The sequence below is a fragment of the Serratia sp. T13T92 genome, from assembly GCF_047530105.1.
Lineage (GTDB): Bacteria > Pseudomonadota > Gammaproteobacteria > Enterobacterales > Enterobacteriaceae > Chania > Chania fonticola.
In genome coordinates this window covers 133848-154330 of record NZ_JBLJAK010000003.1, presented here as the reverse complement: position 1 = coordinate 154330, position 20483 = coordinate 133848, and the positions used below count along the sequence as shown (strand labels likewise).

Genomic DNA, 20483 nt, shown 5'->3' with positions numbered 1-20483 from the left:
TAAGCTCCTGGGGATGGGTAAGCTTGTCGCCGCTGTGCTGTACAGGGATGTACAAATGCCGCGAGTGCAGGGATGCACTGAGAGCGGCCAGCTTGAAATCCATAGGGTATAGATATACAGATAAAGTTAACCACGACCATCCTTGATAGCCTTGATGATGTTGGTGGTGGATAACCCATCTTCAAAGTTCAGTACCCGCACATCGCCACCGTTGGCCCAGACTTCAGCACTGCCAGCAATTTCATGCGGCTGGTAGTCGCCGCCCTTCACCAGTAAATCTGGCAGAACTTCGGCGATCAGGCGTTGCGGCGTATCTTCTTCAAACGGCACTACCCAATCCACAGCACCCAGCGCGCCCAACACCACCATACGGTTTTCCAACAGGTTAACCGGGCGGGTTTCCCCTTTCAGGCGTTTGGTTGACGCATCGCTGTTCACCGCCACGATCAGGCGATCGCCCAATTTACGCGCATTCGCCAGGTACGAGACATGGCCTGCGTGCAGAATGTCGAAGATGCCGTTGGTCATCACCACTTTCTCGCCGCGTTGGCGCGCCTGCGCTACCGCTTTTTTCAGCTCGGCCTCGGTCATTACACCAAAGCCGGTTTCGGCGCGGCCACGAATGGCGTTTTCCAGTTCGACTGGCGAGACGGTCGAGGTGCCCAACTTACCCACTACCACACCAGCGGCGGCGTTGGCCAGGAAGCATGACTCTTCCAGCGTATTACCCGCAGCCAGGGCGGCAGCCAGTACACCGATCACCGTATCACCGGCCCCGGTCACGTCGAACACTTCCTGCGCCTGAGTTGGCAGATGCAACGGCTCACGGCCCGGTTGCAGCAACGTCATCCCCTGCTCGGAACGGGTGATCAGCAATGCAGACAGTTCAAAGTCCGCCACCAGTTTCATCCCTCGCGCCACCAGCTCTTCTTCGCTTTGACAATGACCGACCACGGCTTCAAATTCGGACAGGTTTGGTGTCAGCAGCGTGGCGCCACGGTAACGTTCAAAATCGGTGCCTTTCGGGTCGATCAGTACCGGAACCTTCGCAGCACGTGCCAGCGCGATCATGCCCTGCACCTTGCTCAACGCGCCCTTGGCGTAATCCGACAGCACCAGTGCGCCAATCTGCGGTAATGCCTGCTGGATACGCTCCATGATTGGCTGCGGATCGACGTTGGAGAAACCTTCCTCGAAGTCCAGGCGGATCAGCTGTTGGTTACGGGAAAGTACACGCAGCTTGGTGATGGTTGGGTGCGTAGGCACCGAGACAAAGTCACAGCGCACGTTAACTTCGTTGAGCTTGGCGCTCAGCGCACGCGCAGCGTCGTCGATCCCCGTCAGGCCCACCAGGCGTGAATTAGCACCCAACGAGGCGATGTTCATCGCGACGTTAGCCGCACCACCGGGACGCTCTTCGATGGTTTCAACCTTGACCACCGGCACCGGCGCTTCCGGTGAAATTCGGCTGGTCGGCCCATACCAATAGCGATCCAACATGACGTCACCAACCACCAACACACCGGCGCGGCGAAAATCAGGTAGTGTAACTTTCATCCGATAACTCCAAACAAGTCATAAAAATAAATTCGGCAGATATTAGCATAATAGCCTGCAATACCCGTAAAAACTGCCAACCAGCTCAATGCTTCAGCAAACGATACGTCTCCCTCACCCCAACCCTCTCCCCAAGGAGAGGGAGCTGGTACGGAGTTGCTGTCAGGTACCGGGGTCTATCTTTGACACGTTAAATCCGCCCTCCCTGATGGAGCTACAGACAAATGACAGAGCCAAGTTGTGGCATGGACGATCGCCTCCTAAGCCAGGGTGAGTCACTATAATTTCAAACCACACTCGATCGGTCCCCTCTCCCTGTGGGAGAGGGTTAGGGTGAGGGAACACATATGACTCCCTCAGCCCAGCCATTTGCTCCAACTGACACGCACCTGCTCACGCTCGGCAGCAAACAGTTCGCTGCTGACTTTGCTGGAGTGTTCCTGCAACGCCAGATGGTGGATCTCATCACGCATGGTGACATAGGCCTGGGTCAACGCCCGGGCCTCGTTTTCCGGCATGATGTCGTAATTGGCCATCAGCTCAAAGATACGCACGTTATCCGACCAACGCGTCAGGCGCGGTTCGCCCGCGGCATAACCTAAGACCAGGTATTGGGCAATAAATTCGATATCGGTGATCCCGCCTTCGTCCGCTTTGATATCAAACAGATCGCGCTGTTTGCTGCCCAGATGGTTGCGCATTTTCTCGCGCATTTCACGCACCTCCTGCTGCAGCTTGTTCACTTCACGTGGTTTGCATAAAATTTCGCGGCGGATCGCATCGAACTGCTGATGCAGCGCCGGATCGCCATACACAATGCGCGCCCGCACCAGGGCCTGATGCTCCCAGGTCCAGGCTTCGTTACGCTGATAGTCGGCAAAGGCTTCGACGGTGCTGACCAACATCCCGGCAGCACCGGAAGGACGCAGACGGGCATCCACCTCATAGAGAATGCCGGAAGAGGTGCGGGTGCTGAACAGATGCATCACCCGCTGTGCCAGACGCAGATAGAACTGGCGTCCATCGATGCAACGATCGCCATCCGTCATTACGTCTGGTGGACAATCCAGCAAGAACACCAGGTCGAGATCCGAGCTGTAACCTAGCTCCCAGCCCCCCAGCTTACCGTAGCCGATCACCGCAAACCCTAACCCCTCCCGCTCATGCAGATGGGTCGGTTGGCCGTAGCGCGCGACCATGTCTTTCCACGCCTGCTGCACCACCGCATCAATGATTGCCTCGGCCAGATAGGTTAAGTGATCGCTCACTTTCATTACCGGCAACGCTTCGGCGATATCCGCAGCGGCAATGCGCAAGTGCTGTGCCTGCTTGAACTGCCGCAACGCTTCCAACTGCTGTTCTTCATCGTCTTCCGGCACCCGCAGGCGGTATTGGCGCAGTTCGCTACGATAGGCATCCGGGGCCACCGGTTGGTACAGCGTGGCCGGATCCAACAGCTCGTCGAGCAACAGCGGATAACGTGCCAGTTGGCTGGCCACCATCGGAGATGCAGCACAAAGGCGGATCAGGTGGCTGAGAGCGGCATGGTATTCCACCAGCAGCTCGAGGTAAGTGGTGCGGGTCACGATGCTTAGCAAAAGCTGGGTCAGTCGCGTCAGAGCCGTGGCCGCGTCCACGCGCGAACACACTTCGGCCAGCAAGCGTGGCATCAGTTGATCCAGCACGTCACGGCCACGCGGGCCAATGGTGCGTTTGTCCACGTCGTGGCGGAAGTCGGCGATGGAACGCAGCATCTGCCGCCGCGCCTCTTCGTCCAGATGGGGCGTCAGTGGCGCTAGCTCGTTCTCGTCCAGCGCATCCTGCCACAGGCTGTGATAATGCTGGTAGTTGGGATCTTCGCCTACGTCTGGGCTATCGTCGCCGATCAGGTCATCAAATACCGCACGGACCTGGCGCATATGCTCTTCCAGCACCGTCATCAACGACGGCCAGTCTGGCTGATCCATTCCCCAGGCCAGGCGCGCCTGATCCAGCTCGTCCTGCGGTAAGGTTTGCGTCTGCTGGTCGGCAATCGCCTGCAACAGATTCTCCAGACGCCGCAGGAACAGATAACCGTCACTCAGCTCAGCGACCTGCTGAGCAGTCAACAACCCCAGTTCACCCACCGCCTGCAACGTCGGCAGCAGTGATCGCCCCTGCAAACTGGGCTCACGCCCACCACGGATCAGTTGGAAGACCTGGGTGATAAATTCGATTTCGCGGATGCCACCGGCCCCCAGCTTGATGTTGTCCTTCAGCCCCCGCCGCCGCACTTCGCGGGCAATCATGCCCTTCATATTACGCAGCGACTGGATCACGCTGAAATCGATATAGCGACGGAACACGAATGGCCGCAATGTCTTGCGCAGTTCCTGGCTGTAGACATCTTCATGCCCCCCCATCAGGCGCGCCTTGACCATCGCGTAGCGTTCCCAATCGCGCCCCTGCTCCTGGTAATAATCTTCCAGCGCGGCAAAGCTCATCACCAGCGGGCCGCTATCGCCAAAGGGCCGCAGACGCATATCGACGCGGTAGACAAAGCCGTCGATGGTTTGCTGATCCAACGCTTTGATCAGCCGTTGCCCCAGGCGGGTAAAGAATTGGGCGTTATCCAGCTCACGCCGTCCACCTTGGGTGTGGCCGTTTTCCGGATAGGCAAAGATCAGATCGATATCAGAGGAGAAATTCAGTTCGCCACCGCCGAGTTTGCCCATCCCCAGGATTAGCAAAGGCTGCGGCACGCCATCGGCATTACAAGGCGTGCCCCATTCGCGGCAACAGGTTTGATAGAGCCAGTCACGGGCGCTAACGATTAGCGTTTCTGCCAGGGCACTCAGCTGTTGTAGCGTTTCTTGCGTGGTACATAGCTGCTGAGCCTGCACCCAGGCAATGCGCACCAGGCTCTCACGGCGGAACAGACGGAGCACACGCATCAACTGCGCTTCGTCCTGCACCTCTTCAAGCTCATCCTGCAACCAGGCGGCATAGTGTTGCCACTCATCGGCCACCGGCGGCTGCTGGCGTAACGTTACCAACCATTCAGGATGGCCGAGCAACATGTCGCTGACAAAATCACTCGAGGCCAGAACGCTTTGTTCTGCGGCGCTGAGCATCAACTCCGCGCCCTGAGTTTCCTGAAATCGCTGCACGATGTTCTGTGCCTGAAGCTGTAACGCAGCAGAGAGTGGCAACATAGTGAATGACCCGTTCTGTGGCCTGCAGCCCGGCAGGCCCGCTGGAGTTAACGAACCGCGCCGTTTAACCAGAATGGCGCATGGGATAATGCCTGTTTGCGGCTGGCTTCATACCAACCCTGCCGACGTTCGGCAATGGCTGATTGCAGCTCGCGCCAGCTGTCGATATACGGCCCGGTTTCGCTATCCGGATAGGCACCAGAAAGCAGAATAAATGCCAACACCTGGCGCGTCAGACGGGGCAGTTGCTCTTGATATTCATCTTCATTCAGGGTGCGTGTAAAGGCTTCTTTCAGCTCTGCGGCGCTACGGCCCAGCATGATGTCGCTAAAACGCTTGAATGAACCATCCAGCTTAGCCTGTGATTTGGCATCGATAAACGGCCGCCATGCGCCGGTGATCAACCACGATGTGAGTGCCAACTTACATTGCAGATACTCCGTGCTGTAGCACAGCTCCTGCGGCTGGGTGGTTTTATCCACCAGCAAAGGCTCCAAAGCCGTCAGCCGAGCGCGCAGATCGGTGCTTGCCTTGCGCGGAACCAATCCGCCAAAGATCACCAGCGCCTGGCGGATCAGGCCGATCGCTTCCATTACCGCACGACGTGCCTGCTTGTCGCCACGCAGCCACAGCTCTTCGTGATACTGCCAGTGGCTCAACGCCAGCTCGAAAGCGGCCACCATGCCCTGTTCTACAGTGGATTTAGGAGCTGGTTTCAACACGCTTAATGGGCGTAATTCACGTTCGGCATTGCCCTGCGCCAGATGATAGCCCCGAGCCGCTTTGCTGAGGCTGCCCTGGCGTAAACCACCCTGTTCCGCCAATGCGGTGGCCAATGCCAGCAAATCAGCAGTCTCACCGCTTTTCAGCTCAAGCTCCAGCTCGCATAACGGTTCGGCCAGTTCACCCGCGCGCACTTCACCCTGGTCGAGGCCAATCTCAATCTCGCTTGCGCCGTAAGTGACCACCCACTTTTCACGTACAAAGTCGGTGCGGAACAGCGGCTGTAACGCCTTTTGCAGCGGAGCCAATTTACAGCCCTCCGGCCAGATATCCGCCGGGAATTTTTTCAGCGCCAGCGCGGGTTTGGCGATGGCGACGTTATATTCCGGCCGCTGGTGCAACCCACCCACCACCGAACCGGCGGTTTTGATGGTCATTTCATAGCTATCGTCAAAACCGCGGATACGCAGGCCCATATCATGGTTGCGCAGGAAGTTGTCGGCGGTTTCATAGTAGATATTGGTCAGCTTCTGTGGCGCAGAATGCTGATTAGGCCAGGCGGCAATCCGCTCCGGTAAGCTGGTAATCGCTGCGGGGGAAACAATAAACTTCAGTTCTATTTCAACGCTCATAGTTCTTTTACACCAATAGGTTAGGCATTCGCGTGAGTCTTCACGGCGGCGGAGTCTGCCGGCCGCACTCAGCCCGACGACGCACAGTGAGAGTATCTTACCGCGATTCCCCCTGACTTGACTCTGCCAACTGCAGAAAAAACCTGTTACGTTATAGAATGCTGCGCAACTGACGGGATTTAGCATAGTAAGATAGTTCCCATTCCGGTTTTGGCGTTGCGCCGTCAGACTGAACGCTCTACTATCGTTCCATAAATCCACGCAGAAACGATGACATAATGCAGAAATTACGCCTGATTTGCCTTGCCGTGCTAAGTTTTAGCATCACTTGGGGCGCACATGCCGAAGATAAACGCTATATCTCCGATGAATTAAATACTTATGTCCATAGCGGCCCAGGTAACCAATACCGTATCGTCGGCACCTTGAATGCCGGTGAAGAAGTCACGCTGTTGAGCGTCAACGACAGCACCAGCTACGGCCAGATCCGCGATTCCAAAGGACGCAGCGTCTGGATCCCACTGGATCAGCTGAGCCAGACGCCAAGCCTGCGCACCCAAGTGCCAGAGCTGGAACAGCAGGTGAAAACCCTGACCGACAAGCTGGCCAATATTGATAATAGCTGGAACCAGCGCACCGCCGAAATGCAGCAGAAAGTGGCCGCCAGCGACAGCACCATCAGCGGCCTGCAGCAGGAAAACCAGGATCTGAAAAATCAGCTGGTTGTGGCGCAGAAGAAGGTGAACGCGGTGAATCTGCAACTTGATGACAAACAGCGCACCATTATTCTGCAATGGTTCATGTACGGCGGCGGCGTTGCCGGCGTTGGTTTGCTGCTCGGTCTGGTGTTGCCGCACCTGATCCCACGTCGCAAGAATAATCGCTGGATGAACTGATTGCTGTTCCGCCAGTTTAAGCGCCTACGGGCGCTTTTTTATTGCCTGGCGCATCCGTTGCCCAATTGATGTAATCTGATCAAACGAACCACCTATATATACCCTATGGATTTCAAGCTGCAGCTAGGCGACAAGCTTGTTCATCCCCAGGAGCTTACTTTTGTAAGTGACTGGGGTGGACAAGCGCAGGTAACAACGCTGCAGCTTGAAAGACGACGGGTATACCGCATTTAGGAGTTAAACCGTGAATATTTACCTGGTCGGCGGTGCCGTCCGTGACACCCTGCTTAACTTACCGGTAGTGGATCACGACTGGGTGGTGGTCGGCGCAACGCCTGCCGATCTGTTGGCTCTTGGCTATCAGCAGGTGGGTAAAGACTTCCCGGTATTCCTCAACCCTCAAACTCATGAGGAGTATGCGCTGGCCCGCACCGAACGTAAATCCGGCCAGGGTTACACCGGATTTACCTGCTACGCCGCCCCGGACGTGACGCTGGAAGAGGATCTGCTGCGGCGCGATCTCACCATCAACGCCATGGCGCGGGGTGATGATGGAGTACTGGTTGACCCCTATAACGGCAAGGCCGATCTCGACGCCCGCCTGCTGCGCCATGTCTCCGACGCTTTTGGCGAAGATCCGCTGCGAGTGTTACGCGTGGCGCGTTTTGCCGCTCGCTTTGCCTCCCTGGGCTTTACCGTTGCCCCTGAAACCAGCGCGCTGATGCAGCAGATGGCCGAAAGCGGTGAACTGGCCTCCCTGACGGCGGAGCGCGTGTGGAAAGAGACCGAAAAGGCGTTACAGAGTCAGAGCCCGCAGGTGTATTTCCAGGTGCTACGCGACTGCGGAGCGTTGAAAGTGCTGTTCCCGGAAATCGACGCCCTGTTTGGCGTACCAGCCCCAGAGAAATGGCACCCGGAAATTGATACCGGCGTACACACGCTGATGACGCTGGCGATTGCCACCCAGCTCAGCCCCGAGGTAGATATCCGTTTCTCAGCGCTGTGCCACGATCTCGGTAAAGGCATCACGCCGCAAGAACTCTGGCCACACCACTATGGCCATGGCCCTGCGGGCGTCAGGCTGGTAGAGAAGCTTTGCCAACGGCTGCGTGTGCCTAATCCAGTACGTGAACTGGCGAAGCTGGTGGCGGAGTATCACGACCTGATCCACACGGTCAATAAACTGCGGCCAGAAACGCTGTTAAAACTGTTTGATGCCATCGACGTGTGGCGTAAACCGCAGCGGCTGGAGCAGATGATCCTCACCAGCGAAGCCGATGCCCGCGGGCGTACCGGTTTTGAAAACAACCCTTATCCGCAGGGCGATTACCTGCGCCAGGCCTATCAGATCGCCAACGCGGTTTCGGTCAAAGAGGTGGTGGAAAGTGGCCTGCAAGGGCTGGCGATCCGCGACGAGGTCAAACGCCGCCGTCAGCAGGCGCTGGCGGATTGGAAGAAACAGCAGGAACCTCAGTCTTAAGTAAAAACGGGCGCAGCATGCGCCCCTACCTATCCCTCCAGCACCAACGAATCACGGCTGATTTCAGCGATACTTTTCGCCCCCGTGAGCGTCATCGCTACGCACATCTCTTTTTTGATCAATGCGAGCAGGTTTTCCACCCCAGCCTGGCCTGCTGTCGCCAGCGCATAGAGATAAGCGCGCCCAAGCAGCACACTGTCCGCCCCGAGCGCGATCATGCGCACCACGTCTAACCCGCTGCGTATCCCGCTGTCTGCCAGGATAGTGATATCGCCCTTCACCGCGTCGGCAATCATCGGCAGCGCACGGGCAGAGGAGAGCACCCCATCCAACTGACGGCCACCGTGGTTGGAAACCACAATGCCGTCGGCGCCAAAGCGTACGGCATCACGTGCATCGTCAGGGTCGAGAATGCCCTTTATCACCATCGGCCCCTGCCAGAAATCACGGATCCATTCCAAATCACTCCATGAAATCGAAGGGTCAAAGTTGGCCCCCAGCCACCCGATATAATCTTCTAATCCGGTGGGCTTTCCGAGGTAAGCGGAAATATTCCCCAGATCGTGCGGACGCCCATTCAGGCCAACATCCCACGCCCAGGCAGGATGGGTAACGGCTTGCCAATACCGCCGTTGGGCAGCATAGGGACCACTCATTGCCGAATGCGCATCGCGGTAACGAGCACCTGGTGTCGGCATATCCACGGTGAAGACCAAGGTGGTACAGCCCGCGGCTTTCGCCCGCTCCAAGGCATTACGCATAAATCCACGATCCTTCAACACATACAGCTGGAACCACATGGGCCGCTTGATGGCCGGCGCCACCTCTTCGATTGGGCACACCGATACGGTGGAAAGCGTAAACGGAATGCCTTGTTGTTCTGCAGCCCTTGCAGCCTGCACCTCACCACGGCGGGCATACATGCCACATAACCCAACCGGGCCAAGGACAACAGGCATGGCCAAAGTTTCGTTAAACAGCTTGGTTTCCAGGCTGAGCGCCGACATGTTCTTAAGAACACGCTGCCTCAATGCGACCTGAGCCAGATCTTCCACGTTACGCCGTAAAGTGTGTTCGGCATAAGCGCCGCCATCAATGTAGTGAAACAGAAACGGCGGCAGTTTACGTTGTGCCGCAGCGCGATAGTCCGTGGCTGCTGAGATAATCATCAAACGATCTCCCTTTGTTACGGTGAATTGTCATCAGGAAGGCGGGTTATACGCGCCTGCCTGGCCTCATCTTCATGCAGATTCTTAATGGTGGAATGCACGAATCCCAGGTGAGATTTGGCCGCTTTACCCGCCCGTTCAGGATCGCCTGCCAGGATCGCCAGCAGCAGTTCCTCGTGCTGTTCAGTCAGCCGGGTGAAAATCGTCGGCTGGGTGTACATACGCTGGCGGCTATGCATGACGGAGGTGCGCATTAAATCGAAAAAGCCGCGCATGGTTTGCAGCAACACCACGTTGTGTGAAGCCTCGGCAATCGCCAAATGGAAGCGCACATCCGCCTGAGCGGCAAGTTCAGGATGATCGCTCTCCTGAAGCGCTAGCATGGCGTCAAAGCAAGCCTGTAGCTTTTCTTTGTCTGCGGCGGTGGCGCGCATTGCCGCGTGCCAGGCGGTGCTGGCCTCAATGGCGTGGCGAGCTTCCAGAATGTCATAACGATAGTCAGGATCGTCGGTAACCAAGGTTCTCAGCGGTTCCACGATGCATTGCTCCGACCAGGGGGAAAGCTCGTCGCAGACATAGGTTCCACCGCCACGTCGGCTAATGAGCGTTTTTTCACCAATCAGCTTTTGAATCGCCTCACGTAAAGAGGAACGCGAGACGCCCAACTCGTTGGCCAACTGGCGCTCGGCGGGCAAGCGCATCCCCATTTCCAGTTGGCGTTCGCGGATCATCACCTTGATACGCTCAACCAAACGATCGGCCGAGCGTAGTGGATCAGTGGGTTGAAGATTTGCAGTCATGGGATCATCCAGGTCAGCCAGTAAGCCTGAAGCGTAGTAATAACCCCCACCATACAGGTGAAGATCAGGCTGTGTTTTACCGTAAAGCGGAACAGGTCAGACTCTTTCCCCACCAACCCCACGGCAGCACAGGCAATCGCGATAGACTGTGGTGAGATCATTTTGCCTGTGACTCCGCCAGTGGTGTTAGCCGCAACCAACAGCACATCCGAAACGCCGATCTGCTGGGCGGTGGTGGCTTGCAGAGCGGCGAACAACGCGTTGGACGAAGTGTCTGAGCCGGTCAGGAACACGCCCAACCAGCCAAGGAACGGTGAGAAAAAAGTGAACGCGCTGCCGGTATGCGCCAATGCCAGTGCCAACGTTGCCGACAGGCCGGAATAGTTGGAAATAAAGGCAAAGGCTAACACCATGCCAATGGAATAAATGGGCAGCATCAACGCCTTTAGCGTTTCAGCCAGCGTGGTGAGCGCGTCTTTGGGCTTCATGCGCAGGTAAATCACAGAGGCGATAGCAGCAACCATAATGGCTGTGCCGGTGGCAGAGAACCAGTCAAGTTTGAAAACGGCGACATAAGGCGTGATGTTTGCCACCACCGGCGGCATTTTGGCCACCAGCTTATCCAGAAAAGGCACCGGAATAGAGAACACCCACTCGTACAGCGCACCACCTTGCGCGAACAACGCTTTAAACGGCGGGATGCTCCACAGGGTGACCGTAGCGGTCAGAAAAATAAACGGCATCCAGGCGCGAATAATCTGCCCTAACGCATAGTGCTGCTGCACCAGCTTTTGGTCGACTACCGCCCCCTCTGCATTATCGAAGCGGAACAGGCGTTTTGGCTGCCAAACCCGCAGAAACAGCGTCAGGCATACCAGTGAAACCAGCGAGGAGATGATGTCTGGCAACTCTGGCCCAAGAAAGTTGGAGCTGAGATACTGCGCCAAGGCAAAGCTTCCCCCCGCCACGACCACCGCAGGCCAGGTTTCTTTAATGCCGCGCCAACCGTCCATAATTGCCATGATCCAGAACAGCACGATAATCGTCAGGAACGGCAATTGGCGCCCGACCATCTGGCCGATTTCAAAGCTGTCCAACCCGGTCACCTGGCCCGCAACGATAATCGGGATGCCCATAGCGCCGAAAGCCACCGGGGCGGTGTTGACGATCAGACACAGCCCTGCGGCATACAAAGGATTGAACCCCAGCCCAACCAACAAGGCGGCGGTACGGCGGCTCCTTCCAGAAAGGCACCAAAACAGAAGCCAACGATCAGCATCTGTAAACGTTGGTCGGGAGTGATAGAGAGAATGGAGGAGCGGATGACGTCAAACTGCCCGGTCTTCACCGAAATCTGGTAGACAAATACTGCGGCAATAATGATCCAGGCTATCGGCCACAGCCCGTAGAAAAAACCATAAACCACCGCAGCAAGCGCTCGGTCAATGGGCATCCGGTAGAGGAATAACGCCACCAGCAAAGCTATCCCAACGGTTAACGTTGCTGCAATATGCCCCTTGAGCTTCAGTTTAATCAGCGCCAAGAAAAAAAACGCAATGGGCAGCGCCGCGATCGCACTTGATAGCCAAATATTGCCAATGGGATCATAAACTTGTTGCCAGACTTCCATGTAGATAACTCCCGCGATTATTCACATACTCCTCCGCTTAATGGGTCGTACCAACAGGGCGAAGTCATATAATTGATAACCGATAGTTAACTTACTGTTAAAAACATGCAATGTGTCTGTTTGGATTTTTGCCGTTTATGTGCCAGAGGTTCACATTTTTCCGGCATTGGTCGGACCAAAAGGGGGGAGGCGAAGGCAACTAAATATAAACATAGTGGGCAAAAAGCCCACTATTGGAGAGGAGAAACCGTTCGAGCTGGCGCCAGAATTAATTAATAAACACCATGTAGACAGCCGCCGCGACGATAAAGCGGTAGATGGCGAAAGGCACAAACGAGATACGCTTGATCAACTGCAGGAAGGTCTTGATGGCGATTAGCGCTACCACAAACGCAGTAGCAAAACCGACGGCAAACATCGGCAGGTCATTGAGCGTCAGGAAGTGCAGGCTCTTGTACAGATCCAGACCGCTAGCCCCGAGCATCATCGGCACCGCCAGAATGAAGGAGAATTCAGAGGCCGCATAGCGGCTCACGCCGACCAGCATACCGCCCGAAATGGTAGAGCCGGAACGAGAAAAACCAGGCCACAGCGCCAGACACTGGAAGCAACCGATCAAAAATGCCTGACGGTAGGTAATATCATCCAGCCCGACCGCGCGCGGCTTTTTCGGCTTCAGCCATTCGGCGGCCAGCAACAACAGCCCCCCAACGACCAAGGCATACATCACGTTTTTCGGTTCAAACAGGGATTTGATCACATCGTGGAAGATCAGCCCCAAGACAACCGCAGGGATCATCGCCAGCAGGATATGGCCCAGCTTCAGCCGCCCTGCCGTGTGCCCTTCATGGGGTACCGGTTTGCCACCAAAGTGAATGCCGATCAGGCCAAACAGACGGCGCCAGAACACCACTACCACCGCCAGGATCGAACCCAGTTGGATAATAACTTCGAAGGTTTTCGCCTTATCGCCGGTAAAACCCATTAACTCACCAACTATAATCATGTGCCCAGTTGAGGAAACCGGCAGGAACTCTGTCAGCCCTTCGACTACCCCAAGCACAAATGCCACAAACAATGAATGCATGTCCGCCATCAGACCACTACCCCATTTCAAAATTAACGCTATTAAAGGTACAAGCACAAAAAAGCGGCAATGTTCAATACCTTGCCGCTTAAACAATTCTAGTTACAGACCAGCATATCGGTCTTTAGTTGCATATTGGTGACAACTTGTCAGGCTGGGCGCTGACCGCGCTCGATGATCACCCCAACCCGGCTGGCGTGCGCGACTGCACCCGGCTTGCTGACCTTAATACGGACCCAGGGAGATTTAAAGCGCCGTAGCAAAATTTCGGATACCTCCTCTGCTACACGCTCCACCAACGCAAAACGATTGGGCTGCACATGCTGAATGACCGCATCGCTGATATCGGCATAGCTCAGGCAATCATTCACATCATCGCTGGCGGCCGCCTGGCGGTTGTCCCACGCCATTTCGATATCGAACACCAGCTTTTGCTGAATGGTTTGTTCCCAATCATAAACGCCAATGGTGGTGATCACGGTAAGCTCTTCAATAAATACGATATCCATCACGTCATTCTCAGTTTTTGGCCTTGCCGGATACCACTTCCGACGGAATATGCGTATTATCCATAGATGTTGCGAGTAAAACGACCATTATTAAACGGAACCGCGTTATGAGTGCTACCGCGCTTGGCATGATTATCTTCGCGTATCTGTGTGGCTCAATTTCCAGCGCGATCCTGGTTTGCCGGATCGCCAGGCTACCGGATCCGCGTGAACATGGATCGGGAAATCCAGGGGCGACCAACGTCCTGCGTATCGGTGGCCGCCTGGCGGCGGCTACGGTGTTGGTGTTCGATATTCTCAAAGGGATGCTGCCAGTCTGGTTGGCCTATGCGTTCAACGTCCCACCGCTGTATCTGGGCCTGACGGCAATCGCTGCCTGTCTTGGGCATATCTACCCGGTATTCTTCCACTTCCGTGGGGGCAAGGGCGTGGCGACGGCATTCGGTGCCATTGCGCCGATCGGCTGGGATCTCACCGGCCTGATGACCGGCACCTGGCTGCTGACCGTGCTGCTGAGCGGCTATTCTTCGCTCGGGGCGATCGTCAGCGCGCTGATTGCGCCGTTCTACGTCTGGTGGTTCAAACCGCAGTTTACCTTCCCGGTAGCGATGCTCTCCTGCCTGATCCTGATGCGCCATCACGACAATATCCAACGCCTGTGGCGCGGCCAGGAAGGGAAGATCTGGGGTAAGTTCCGCAAGAAGAAAGACGGTGTTTTAGAGCAGGAAGAGCACAAAGAAGAATGATTAAAGGGCCGGGGATTCCGGCCCTTGGCTTTTACACCGCAGGCAACTCTGCCAGCGGCCAGCGAGGGCGAACGGTAACGCCCAACTCCGGATTACCCCCGTTTTTCATTCGAACCATCCCGGCATAGGCGATCATCGCCCCATTGTCGGTGCAGAATTCCGGGCGGGCATAGAACACTTCACCACCGCGTTTTTTCATCAACTCTGCCAGCTTGCTGCGCAACGTGCGGTTGGCGCTGACGCCACCGGCCATCACCAGGCGTTTAAACCCTGTCTGCTCCAGCGCTCGTTTGCATTTGATCGCCAGCGTATCCACCACCGCATCTTCAAAAGCACGGGCAATGTCGGCACGGGTTTGATCGTCGTTGCCATTAGAGCGGATGGTATTGGCGGCAAAGGTCTTCAGGCCGGAGAAACTGAAATCCAGCCCTGGACGGTCGGTCATTGGGCGTGGGAAGGTAAAGCGCCCTTCAGTACCCTGCTGTGCCATTTTCGACAGCATCGGCCCGCCTGGGTAATCCAGCCCTAACAGCTTGGCCGTTTTGTCGAACGCTTCGCCAGCGGCGTCGTCGACCGACTCCCCCAGCAAGGTATATTCACCAATCCCGGTCACGCTGATCAGTTGGGTATGGCCACCAGACACCAGCAGCGCCACAAACGGAAATGCGGGCGGATTATCTTCCAGCATCGGTGCCAGCAAGTGGCCTTCCATATGATGCACCGGCACCGCAGGCACGCCCCAAGCAAACGCCAGTGCTCGGCCAATGGTTGCCCCGACCAACAAGGCCCCCACCAGACCCGGCCCGGCGGTATACGCCACGCCATCGATATCGGTAGGCTTCAGGTTCGCCTCTTTCAGTGCGGCCTGGATCAGCGGCACGGTCTTGCGCACGTGATCGCGAGAAGCCAGCTCCGGCACCACGCCGCCGTAATCGGCATGCAGTTTCACCTGGCTGTAGAGTTGGTTGGCTAACAAACCGGCTTGATCGTCATACACTGCAATACCGGTTTCATCGCAGGACGTTTCTATACCCAATACGCGCATTACATTTCCCATCATTCACGTGCGACCGCCAGTTTATCACAATCAACGCCATTTACCGCCAGCCTGCAGCACCCTGGCCGCGATGGTGCGCTATGTCGATGATTCACAAGGTTGCCCGCCGGGTGATTAAAAACGAGCAATTTTTTCTGATTAGTCTATAATCGGCGGCCGATGCATAATTGCGCGAGTTTGCCGGAACGCGGCGTGTTTCAATTTGCTATGGTGCTTTACAAAGCAGCATCCATTGAAGTAAAATTCCGCACCATTTTGAAAAGGCTGGCGCTTGGCCAGCAGCAAACCGAATTCTATTGAGGTGAGAGGCACATGCCGGTAATTAAAGTACGTGAAAACGAGCCATTTGACGTTGCACTGCGTCGTTTCAAGCGTTCCTGCGAAAAAGCAGGTGTTTTAGCTGAAGTTCGTCGTCGTGAGTTCTATGAAAAACCGACTACCGAACGTAAACGCGCTAAAGCTTCTGCAGTAAAACGCCACGCGAAGAAACTGGCTCGCGAAAACGCACGCCGCACTCGTCTGTATTAATCCTTCGGGGGTAACCCCACCGCGTGATTTTTTTCTTTTTCAAGAACACGCAGACCGAGTAGTTGCATACGAAGGCCGTGCTTTCCGAAAGGAATGCGCGGCTTGTTCTCGTTTATAGGCAATCGTAACAGGGGCTTATGGCTGGACGAATTCCGCGTGTATTTATCAATGACTTGCTGGCTCGCACCGACATCGTCGATCTGATCGACGCCCGGGTAAAGCTTAAAAAGCAGGGCAAGAACTATCACGCGTGCTGTCCGTTCCACCACGAAAAAACGCCTTCATTCACCGTTAATGGCGACAAACAGTTTTATCACTGTTTTGGTTGTGGAGCGCACGGTAACGCCGTCGACTTCCTGATGAATTACGACAGACTCGAGTTTGTCGAAACCATCGAGGAACTGGCCACCATGCACGGGCTGGAAGTGCCTTACGAGGCAGGCACCGGACCGACGCCAATCGAACGCCATCAGCGTCAAAGCCTATATCAACTGATGGAACAGCTCAGCGCGTTCTATCAACAGTCACTGCATCAATCTAACGGTACGCAGGCGCGCAACTACCTGCAACAGCGCGGATTGAGTGACGACGTTATCCGCCATTTTGCCATCGGCTTTGCACCTGCCGGTTGGGATAATGCGTTAAAACGTTTCGGGCGTGATACCGACAGCCGGGCAGCACTGAACGATGCCGGAATGTTGGTGACTAACGATCAAGGGCGCACTTACGATCGCTTCCGCGAACGTGTGATGTTCCCCATCCGCGACAAACGCGGGCGGGTAATCGCTTTTGGTGGACGCGTACTGGGCGACGGTATGCCCAAGTACCTGAACTCGCCGGAAACCGAAGTATTCCACAAGGGCCGTCAGTTGTACGGCCTGTATGAAGCGCAGCAGAGCCACGCCAATCCGCAACGTTTGCTGGTGGTCGAAGGCTATATGGACGTGGTGGCGTTAGCGCAATATGGCATTGATTATGCCGTTGCCTCACTCGGAACCTCGACAACGGCTGAACATATTCAGCTGCTGTTCCGCGCCACCGATAACGTTGTCTGCTGTTACGACGGCGACAGGGCTGGCCGTGAAGCCGCCTGGCGCGCGTTAGAAACCGCACTGCCCTATCTGAACGATGGGCGTCAGTTACGGTTTATGTTTTTGCCAGACGGCGAAGACCCGGACACCCTGGTCCGTAAAGAAGGCAAAGACGCCTTCGAACAACGAATGGAGCTGGCGCAGCCGCTTTCCACTTTCCTGTTCGAAACGTTGATGCCACAGGTCGACCTGAGCAGCCCGGATGGCCGTGCCAAACTGAGTACCTTGGCGCTACCGCTGATCACTCAGGTGCCGGGCGAGACATTACGTCTCTACCTGCGCCAACAGCTAGGCAGCAAACTGGGCCTGCTGGACGATAGCCAGCTCGACAAGCTGATGCCCAAACAGGCGGAAAATGCGAATACTTATCAGGCGCCCCAGCTAAAACGCACAACCATGCGTATACTGATAGGATTACTGGTGCAAAATCCGCGTTTGGCTACACTTATCCCTTCCCTGGAAGGGCTCGAGCAGACTAAACAGGCGGGTTTACCGCTATTTGTTGAACTGGTGCAGACCTGCTTAGCGCAGCCGGGCCTGACTACCGGCCAGTTGCTGGAACTGTACCGGGATAACAAATTGAGCCAGCAGCTTGAAACCTTGGCGACATGGAACCATATGATCGTTGAGGAACAAGTTGAGCAACACTTTTTAGATACACTGACGAATCTCTATGACTCGGTGCTGGAAAAACGTCAGGAAGATTTGATCGCACGTGACAGAACGCATGGCCTGAATGCAGACGAACGCAAAGAACTCTGGTCATTACAACTGGCATTGGCGAAGAAAGACTGAATACCAAACGGCTTAAGTGCCGATAAATGCGAGGGCAGAGCCCTGCAATATGCCGCCACAGTGGGCCGCGGCAACAACAAAAACGCCCCAAATGCTATTGTTGGCGGTTTCGCCGACCGACACCAACCCAAATACTCTGAAGTGTGGATACCGTCTTATGGAGCAAAACCCGCAGTCACAGCTTAAACTTCTTGTCCAACGTGGTAAGGAGCAAGGCTATCTGACCTATGCTGAGGTCAATGACCATCTGCCGGAAGATATCGTCGACTCCGATCAGATCGAAGACATCATCCAGATGATTAACGACATGGGCATCCAGGTGATGGAAGAAGCACCGGACGCCGATGACCTGCTGCTGGCCGAAAACACCAACAGCACAGACGAAGATGCGGAAGAAGCTGCCGCTCAGGTGCTGTCCAGCGTAGAATCTGAAATCGGGCGTACCACTGACCCAGTGCGCATGTACATGCGTGAAATGGGTACCGTTGAGTTGCTGACGCGTGAAGGCGAAATCGACATCGCCAAGCGTATCGAAGACGGCATCAACCAGGTGCAGTGCTCGGTTGCTGAGTACCCTGAAGCCATCACCTATCTGCTGGAGCAGTACGATCGTGTCGAGGCTGGCGAAGCACGCCTGTCCGATCTGATCACCGGCTTCGTCGATCCTAACGCGGAAGAGGACATCGCCCCTACCGCTACGCACATCGGTTCTGAATTAACCACCGAAGAGCAGGACGACGACGAAAAAGACGAAGACGAAGAAGACGAAGCTGAAGACGACAACAGCATCGATCCAGAACTGGCGCGCCAGAAGTTTACCGATCTGCGCGATCAGTACGAAGCCACTCGTCTGGTTATCAAAAAGAACGGCCGCAGCCACGCCAGCGCAGCAGAAGAGATCCTGAAGCTGTCTGAAGTGTTCAAGCAGTTCCGCCTGGTGCCAAAACAGTTCGACTTCCTGGTCAACAGCATGCGTACCATGATGGATCGCGTTCGTACGCAAGAACGTATCATCATGAAGCTGTGCGTTGAGCAGTGCAAAATGCCGAAGAAAAACTTCGTCACCCTGTTCGCCGGCAACGAAACCAGCGATACCTGGTTCGCAGCGGCACTGGCAATGGGTAAACCATGGTCAGAGAAGCTGAAAGACGTTAATGAAGATGTTCAGCGCAGCCTGCAAAAACTGCGTCAGATCGAAGAAGAAACCGGCCTGACCATCGAGCAGGTGAAAGATATCAACCGTCGTATGTCGATCGGTGAAGCGAAAGCCCGCCGCGCGAAGAAAGAGATGGTTGAAGCCAACTTGCGTCTGGTTATCTCGATCGCCAAAAAATACACCAACCGTGGCCTGCAGTTCCTGGATCTGATCCAGGAAGGCAACATCGGCTTGATGAAAGCGGTAGACAAGTTTGAATACCGTCGTGGCTACAAGTTCTCAACTTACGCCACCTGGTGGATCCGTCAGGCTATCACCCGCTCTATCGCCGACCAGGCACGTACCATCCGTATTCCGGTGCATATGATTGAGACTATCAACAAGCTCAACCGTATTTCGCGCCAGATGCTGCAAGAGATGGGCCGTGAGCCAACGCCGGAAGAGCTGGCCGAGCGTATGCTGATGCCAGAAGACAAAATCCGTAAGGTGCTGAAGATCGCCAAAGAACCGATCTCCATGGAAACGCCGATTGGTGATGATGAAGATTCACATCTGGGCGATTTCATCGAGGATACCACCCTCGAGCTGCCACTGGATTCTGCCACTTCTGAAAGCCTGCGTTCTGCCACGCACGACGTCCTGGCTGGCCTGACCGCACGCGAAGCGAAGGTGCTGCGTATGCGTTTCGGTATCGATATGAACACTGACCACACGCTGGAAGAAGTGGGCAAACAGTTCGACGTTACCCGTGAGCGTATTCGTCAGATCGAAGCCAAAGCGTTGCGTAAACTGCGCCACCCAAGCCGTTCAGAAGTGCTGCGTAGCTTCCTGGATGACTAAGGTTTAACGACCTCGTAAGAACCCCGGCTCGCCGGGGTTTTTTTATGCCTTATTTTAACGCCAGGAATAGCTCGCGGTAACTCTCGGTAAGCTGCTCCAGCGTGGCACGATTCAATCCGCTGGGATTAGGCAATACCCACACCTCGGTTTTACCCAGCATCATCTCCTGACGCCCCCAGGCGGCATTACGCACGCCAAACGCACTGCTGAACGCCTGCTTCCCCAGGATCGCCAAAGCACGAGGTTGGTAACGCAGAATTTTTTCTTTGAGCACCTCACCGCCACCGCGTAATTCATCACGTGAAAGTTCACTGGCCGCCACCGTTGGCCGCGCGACTAGAGCGGTGATCCCACAACCGTTATCTTGCAGCTGTAGCCACTGTTCCGGGGCCAACTGGCGATCGGTGAAGCCCGCCTGATGGATCACTTTCCAGAAGCGGTTACTGCCGTTGGCAAAGGGATAGCCCTGATGGGCAGAGGAAAGGCCAGGATTGATGCCGCAGAACACCACCTGTAGGTTTGGCGCCAAGAGTTCCATGAGTATCACCAGTCCGTTAAAAGGAATTAACAGCGGTTATCGCAAAATCTGCCTG

Annotated in this window: 15 protein-coding genes and 1 pseudogene; 6 read left to right on the top strand and 10 right to left on the bottom strand. The window is 55.6% G+C overall.

Translation table 11 applies throughout. From position 1 onward, the window contains the following. Positions 1-126: 126 nt before the first annotated feature. The 3 genes from hldE to ACMV5I_RS05705 form a co-directional block, all read right to left on the bottom strand. Positions 127-1557: a bifunctional D-glycero-beta-D-manno-heptose-7-phosphate kinase/D-glycero-beta-D-manno-heptose 1-phosphate adenylyltransferase HldE gene (gene hldE, locus ACMV5I_RS05715; RefSeq protein WP_024483053.1), complete on the bottom strand. Its 1431-nt coding sequence runs from the start codon at positions 1555-1557 to the stop codon at positions 127-129. A gap of 356 nt (positions 1558-1913) precedes the next feature. Beyond that, entirely contained in the window at positions 1914-4751 is a 2838-nt protein-coding gene (gene glnE / locus ACMV5I_RS05710; RefSeq protein WP_414823853.1) for a bifunctional [glutamate--ammonia ligase]-adenylyl-L-tyrosine phosphorylase/[glutamate--ammonia-ligase] adenylyltransferase, read from the bottom strand. Between the two features lie 47 nt (positions 4752-4798). Continuing rightward, entirely contained in the window at positions 4799-6106 is a 1308-nt protein-coding gene (locus ACMV5I_RS05705) for an inorganic triphosphatase (RefSeq protein ID WP_414823852.1), read from the bottom strand. A 278-nt stretch (positions 6107-6384) separates the two neighbouring features. Between ACMV5I_RS05705 and ACMV5I_RS05700 the strand changes: the two genes are divergently transcribed. Together ACMV5I_RS05700 and ACMV5I_RS05695 are read left to right on the top strand one after the other, a co-directional pair. Beyond that, the gene (locus ACMV5I_RS05700) at positions 6385-7002 is read left to right on the top strand and encodes a TIGR04211 family SH3 domain-containing protein (protein ID WP_202728805.1); all 618 of its coding nucleotides are present in this window, start codon (positions 6385-6387) and stop codon (positions 7000-7002) included. Positions 7003-7246: 244 nt separating this feature from the next. After that, positions 7247-8482, top strand: coding sequence for a multifunctional CCA addition/repair protein (locus tag ACMV5I_RS05695; protein ID WP_414823851.1), 1236 nt, complete (start codon positions 7247-7249; stop codon positions 8480-8482). A gap of 29 nt (positions 8483-8511) precedes the next feature. On the opposite strand, the gene lldD is transcribed toward ACMV5I_RS05695, so the two are convergent. The 5 genes and pseudogenes from lldD to folB all read right to left on the bottom strand — a co-directional run bounded on the left by lldD (position 8512) and on the right by folB (position 13677). After that, positions 8512-9651, bottom strand: coding sequence for an FMN-dependent L-lactate dehydrogenase LldD (gene lldD / locus ACMV5I_RS05690; protein WP_261144502.1), 1140 nt, complete (start codon positions 9649-9651; stop codon positions 8512-8514). A gap of 17 nt (positions 9652-9668) precedes the next feature. Next, positions 9669-10451, bottom strand: a complete 783-nt coding sequence (lldR, locus tag ACMV5I_RS05685; protein ID WP_414823850.1) for a transcriptional regulator LldR — start codon at positions 10449-10451, stop codon at positions 9669-9671. After that, positions 10448-12081 (bottom strand): annotated as a pseudogene (gene lldP / locus ACMV5I_RS05680) (L-lactate permease). Before lldP ends, lldR begins: the two are co-directional and overlap by 4 nt. 268 nt (positions 12082-12349) lie before the next feature. Next, positions 12350-13177, bottom strand: a complete 828-nt coding sequence (bacA, locus tag ACMV5I_RS05675; RefSeq protein WP_414823849.1) for an undecaprenyl-diphosphate phosphatase — start codon at positions 13175-13177, stop codon at positions 12350-12352. A gap of 140 nt (positions 13178-13317) precedes the next feature. Continuing rightward, positions 13318-13677: a bifunctional dihydroneopterin aldolase/7,8-dihydroneopterin epimerase gene (gene folB / locus ACMV5I_RS05670; protein WP_024483059.1), complete on the bottom strand. Its 360-nt coding sequence runs from the start codon at positions 13675-13677 to the stop codon at positions 13318-13320. A gap of 107 nt (positions 13678-13784) precedes the next feature. Here folB and plsY point away from each other — a divergent pair, with 107 nt between their 5' ends. Next, positions 13785-14423 carry a glycerol-3-phosphate 1-O-acyltransferase PlsY gene (plsY, locus tag ACMV5I_RS05665; protein WP_021179487.1) on the top strand — a complete coding sequence of 213 codons (639 nt, stop codon included), beginning with the start codon at positions 13785-13787 and terminating at the stop codon, positions 14421-14423. 31 nt (positions 14424-14454) lie between these two features. On the opposite strand, the gene tsaD is transcribed toward plsY, so the two are convergent. Next, on the bottom strand, positions 14455-15468 hold the full coding sequence (tsaD, locus tag ACMV5I_RS05660; protein WP_024483061.1) for a tRNA (adenosine(37)-N6)-threonylcarbamoyltransferase complex transferase subunit TsaD: 1014 nt from the start codon (positions 15466-15468) through the stop codon (positions 14455-14457). 324 nt (positions 15469-15792) lie between these two features. On the opposite strand from tsaD, the gene rpsU reads away from it, so the two are divergent. The 3 genes from rpsU to rpoD all read left to right on the top strand — a co-directional run bounded on the left by rpsU (position 15793) and on the right by rpoD (position 19890). Continuing rightward, on the top strand, positions 15793-16008 hold the full coding sequence (gene rpsU / locus ACMV5I_RS05655) for a 30S ribosomal protein S21 (protein ID WP_001144069.1): 216 nt from the start codon (positions 15793-15795) through the stop codon (positions 16006-16008). Between the two features lie 137 nt (positions 16009-16145). After that, positions 16146-17894 carry a DNA primase gene (gene dnaG / locus ACMV5I_RS05650; RefSeq protein ID WP_021179484.1) on the top strand — a complete coding sequence of 583 codons (1749 nt, stop codon included), beginning with the start codon at positions 16146-16148 and terminating at the stop codon, positions 17892-17894. A gap of 157 nt (positions 17895-18051) precedes the next feature. Next, complete coding sequence (gene rpoD, locus ACMV5I_RS05645; RefSeq protein WP_024528266.1) at positions 18052-19890, top strand: RNA polymerase sigma factor RpoD; 1839 nt, start codon at positions 18052-18054, stop codon at positions 19888-19890. Positions 19891-19939: 49 nt separating this feature from the next. On the opposite strand, the gene mug is transcribed toward rpoD, so the two are convergent. After that, positions 19940-20428, bottom strand: a complete 489-nt coding sequence (gene mug, locus ACMV5I_RS05640; protein WP_074031204.1) for a G/U mismatch-specific DNA glycosylase — start codon at positions 20426-20428, stop codon at positions 19940-19942. Between the last annotated feature and the right edge of the window lie 55 nt (positions 20429-20483).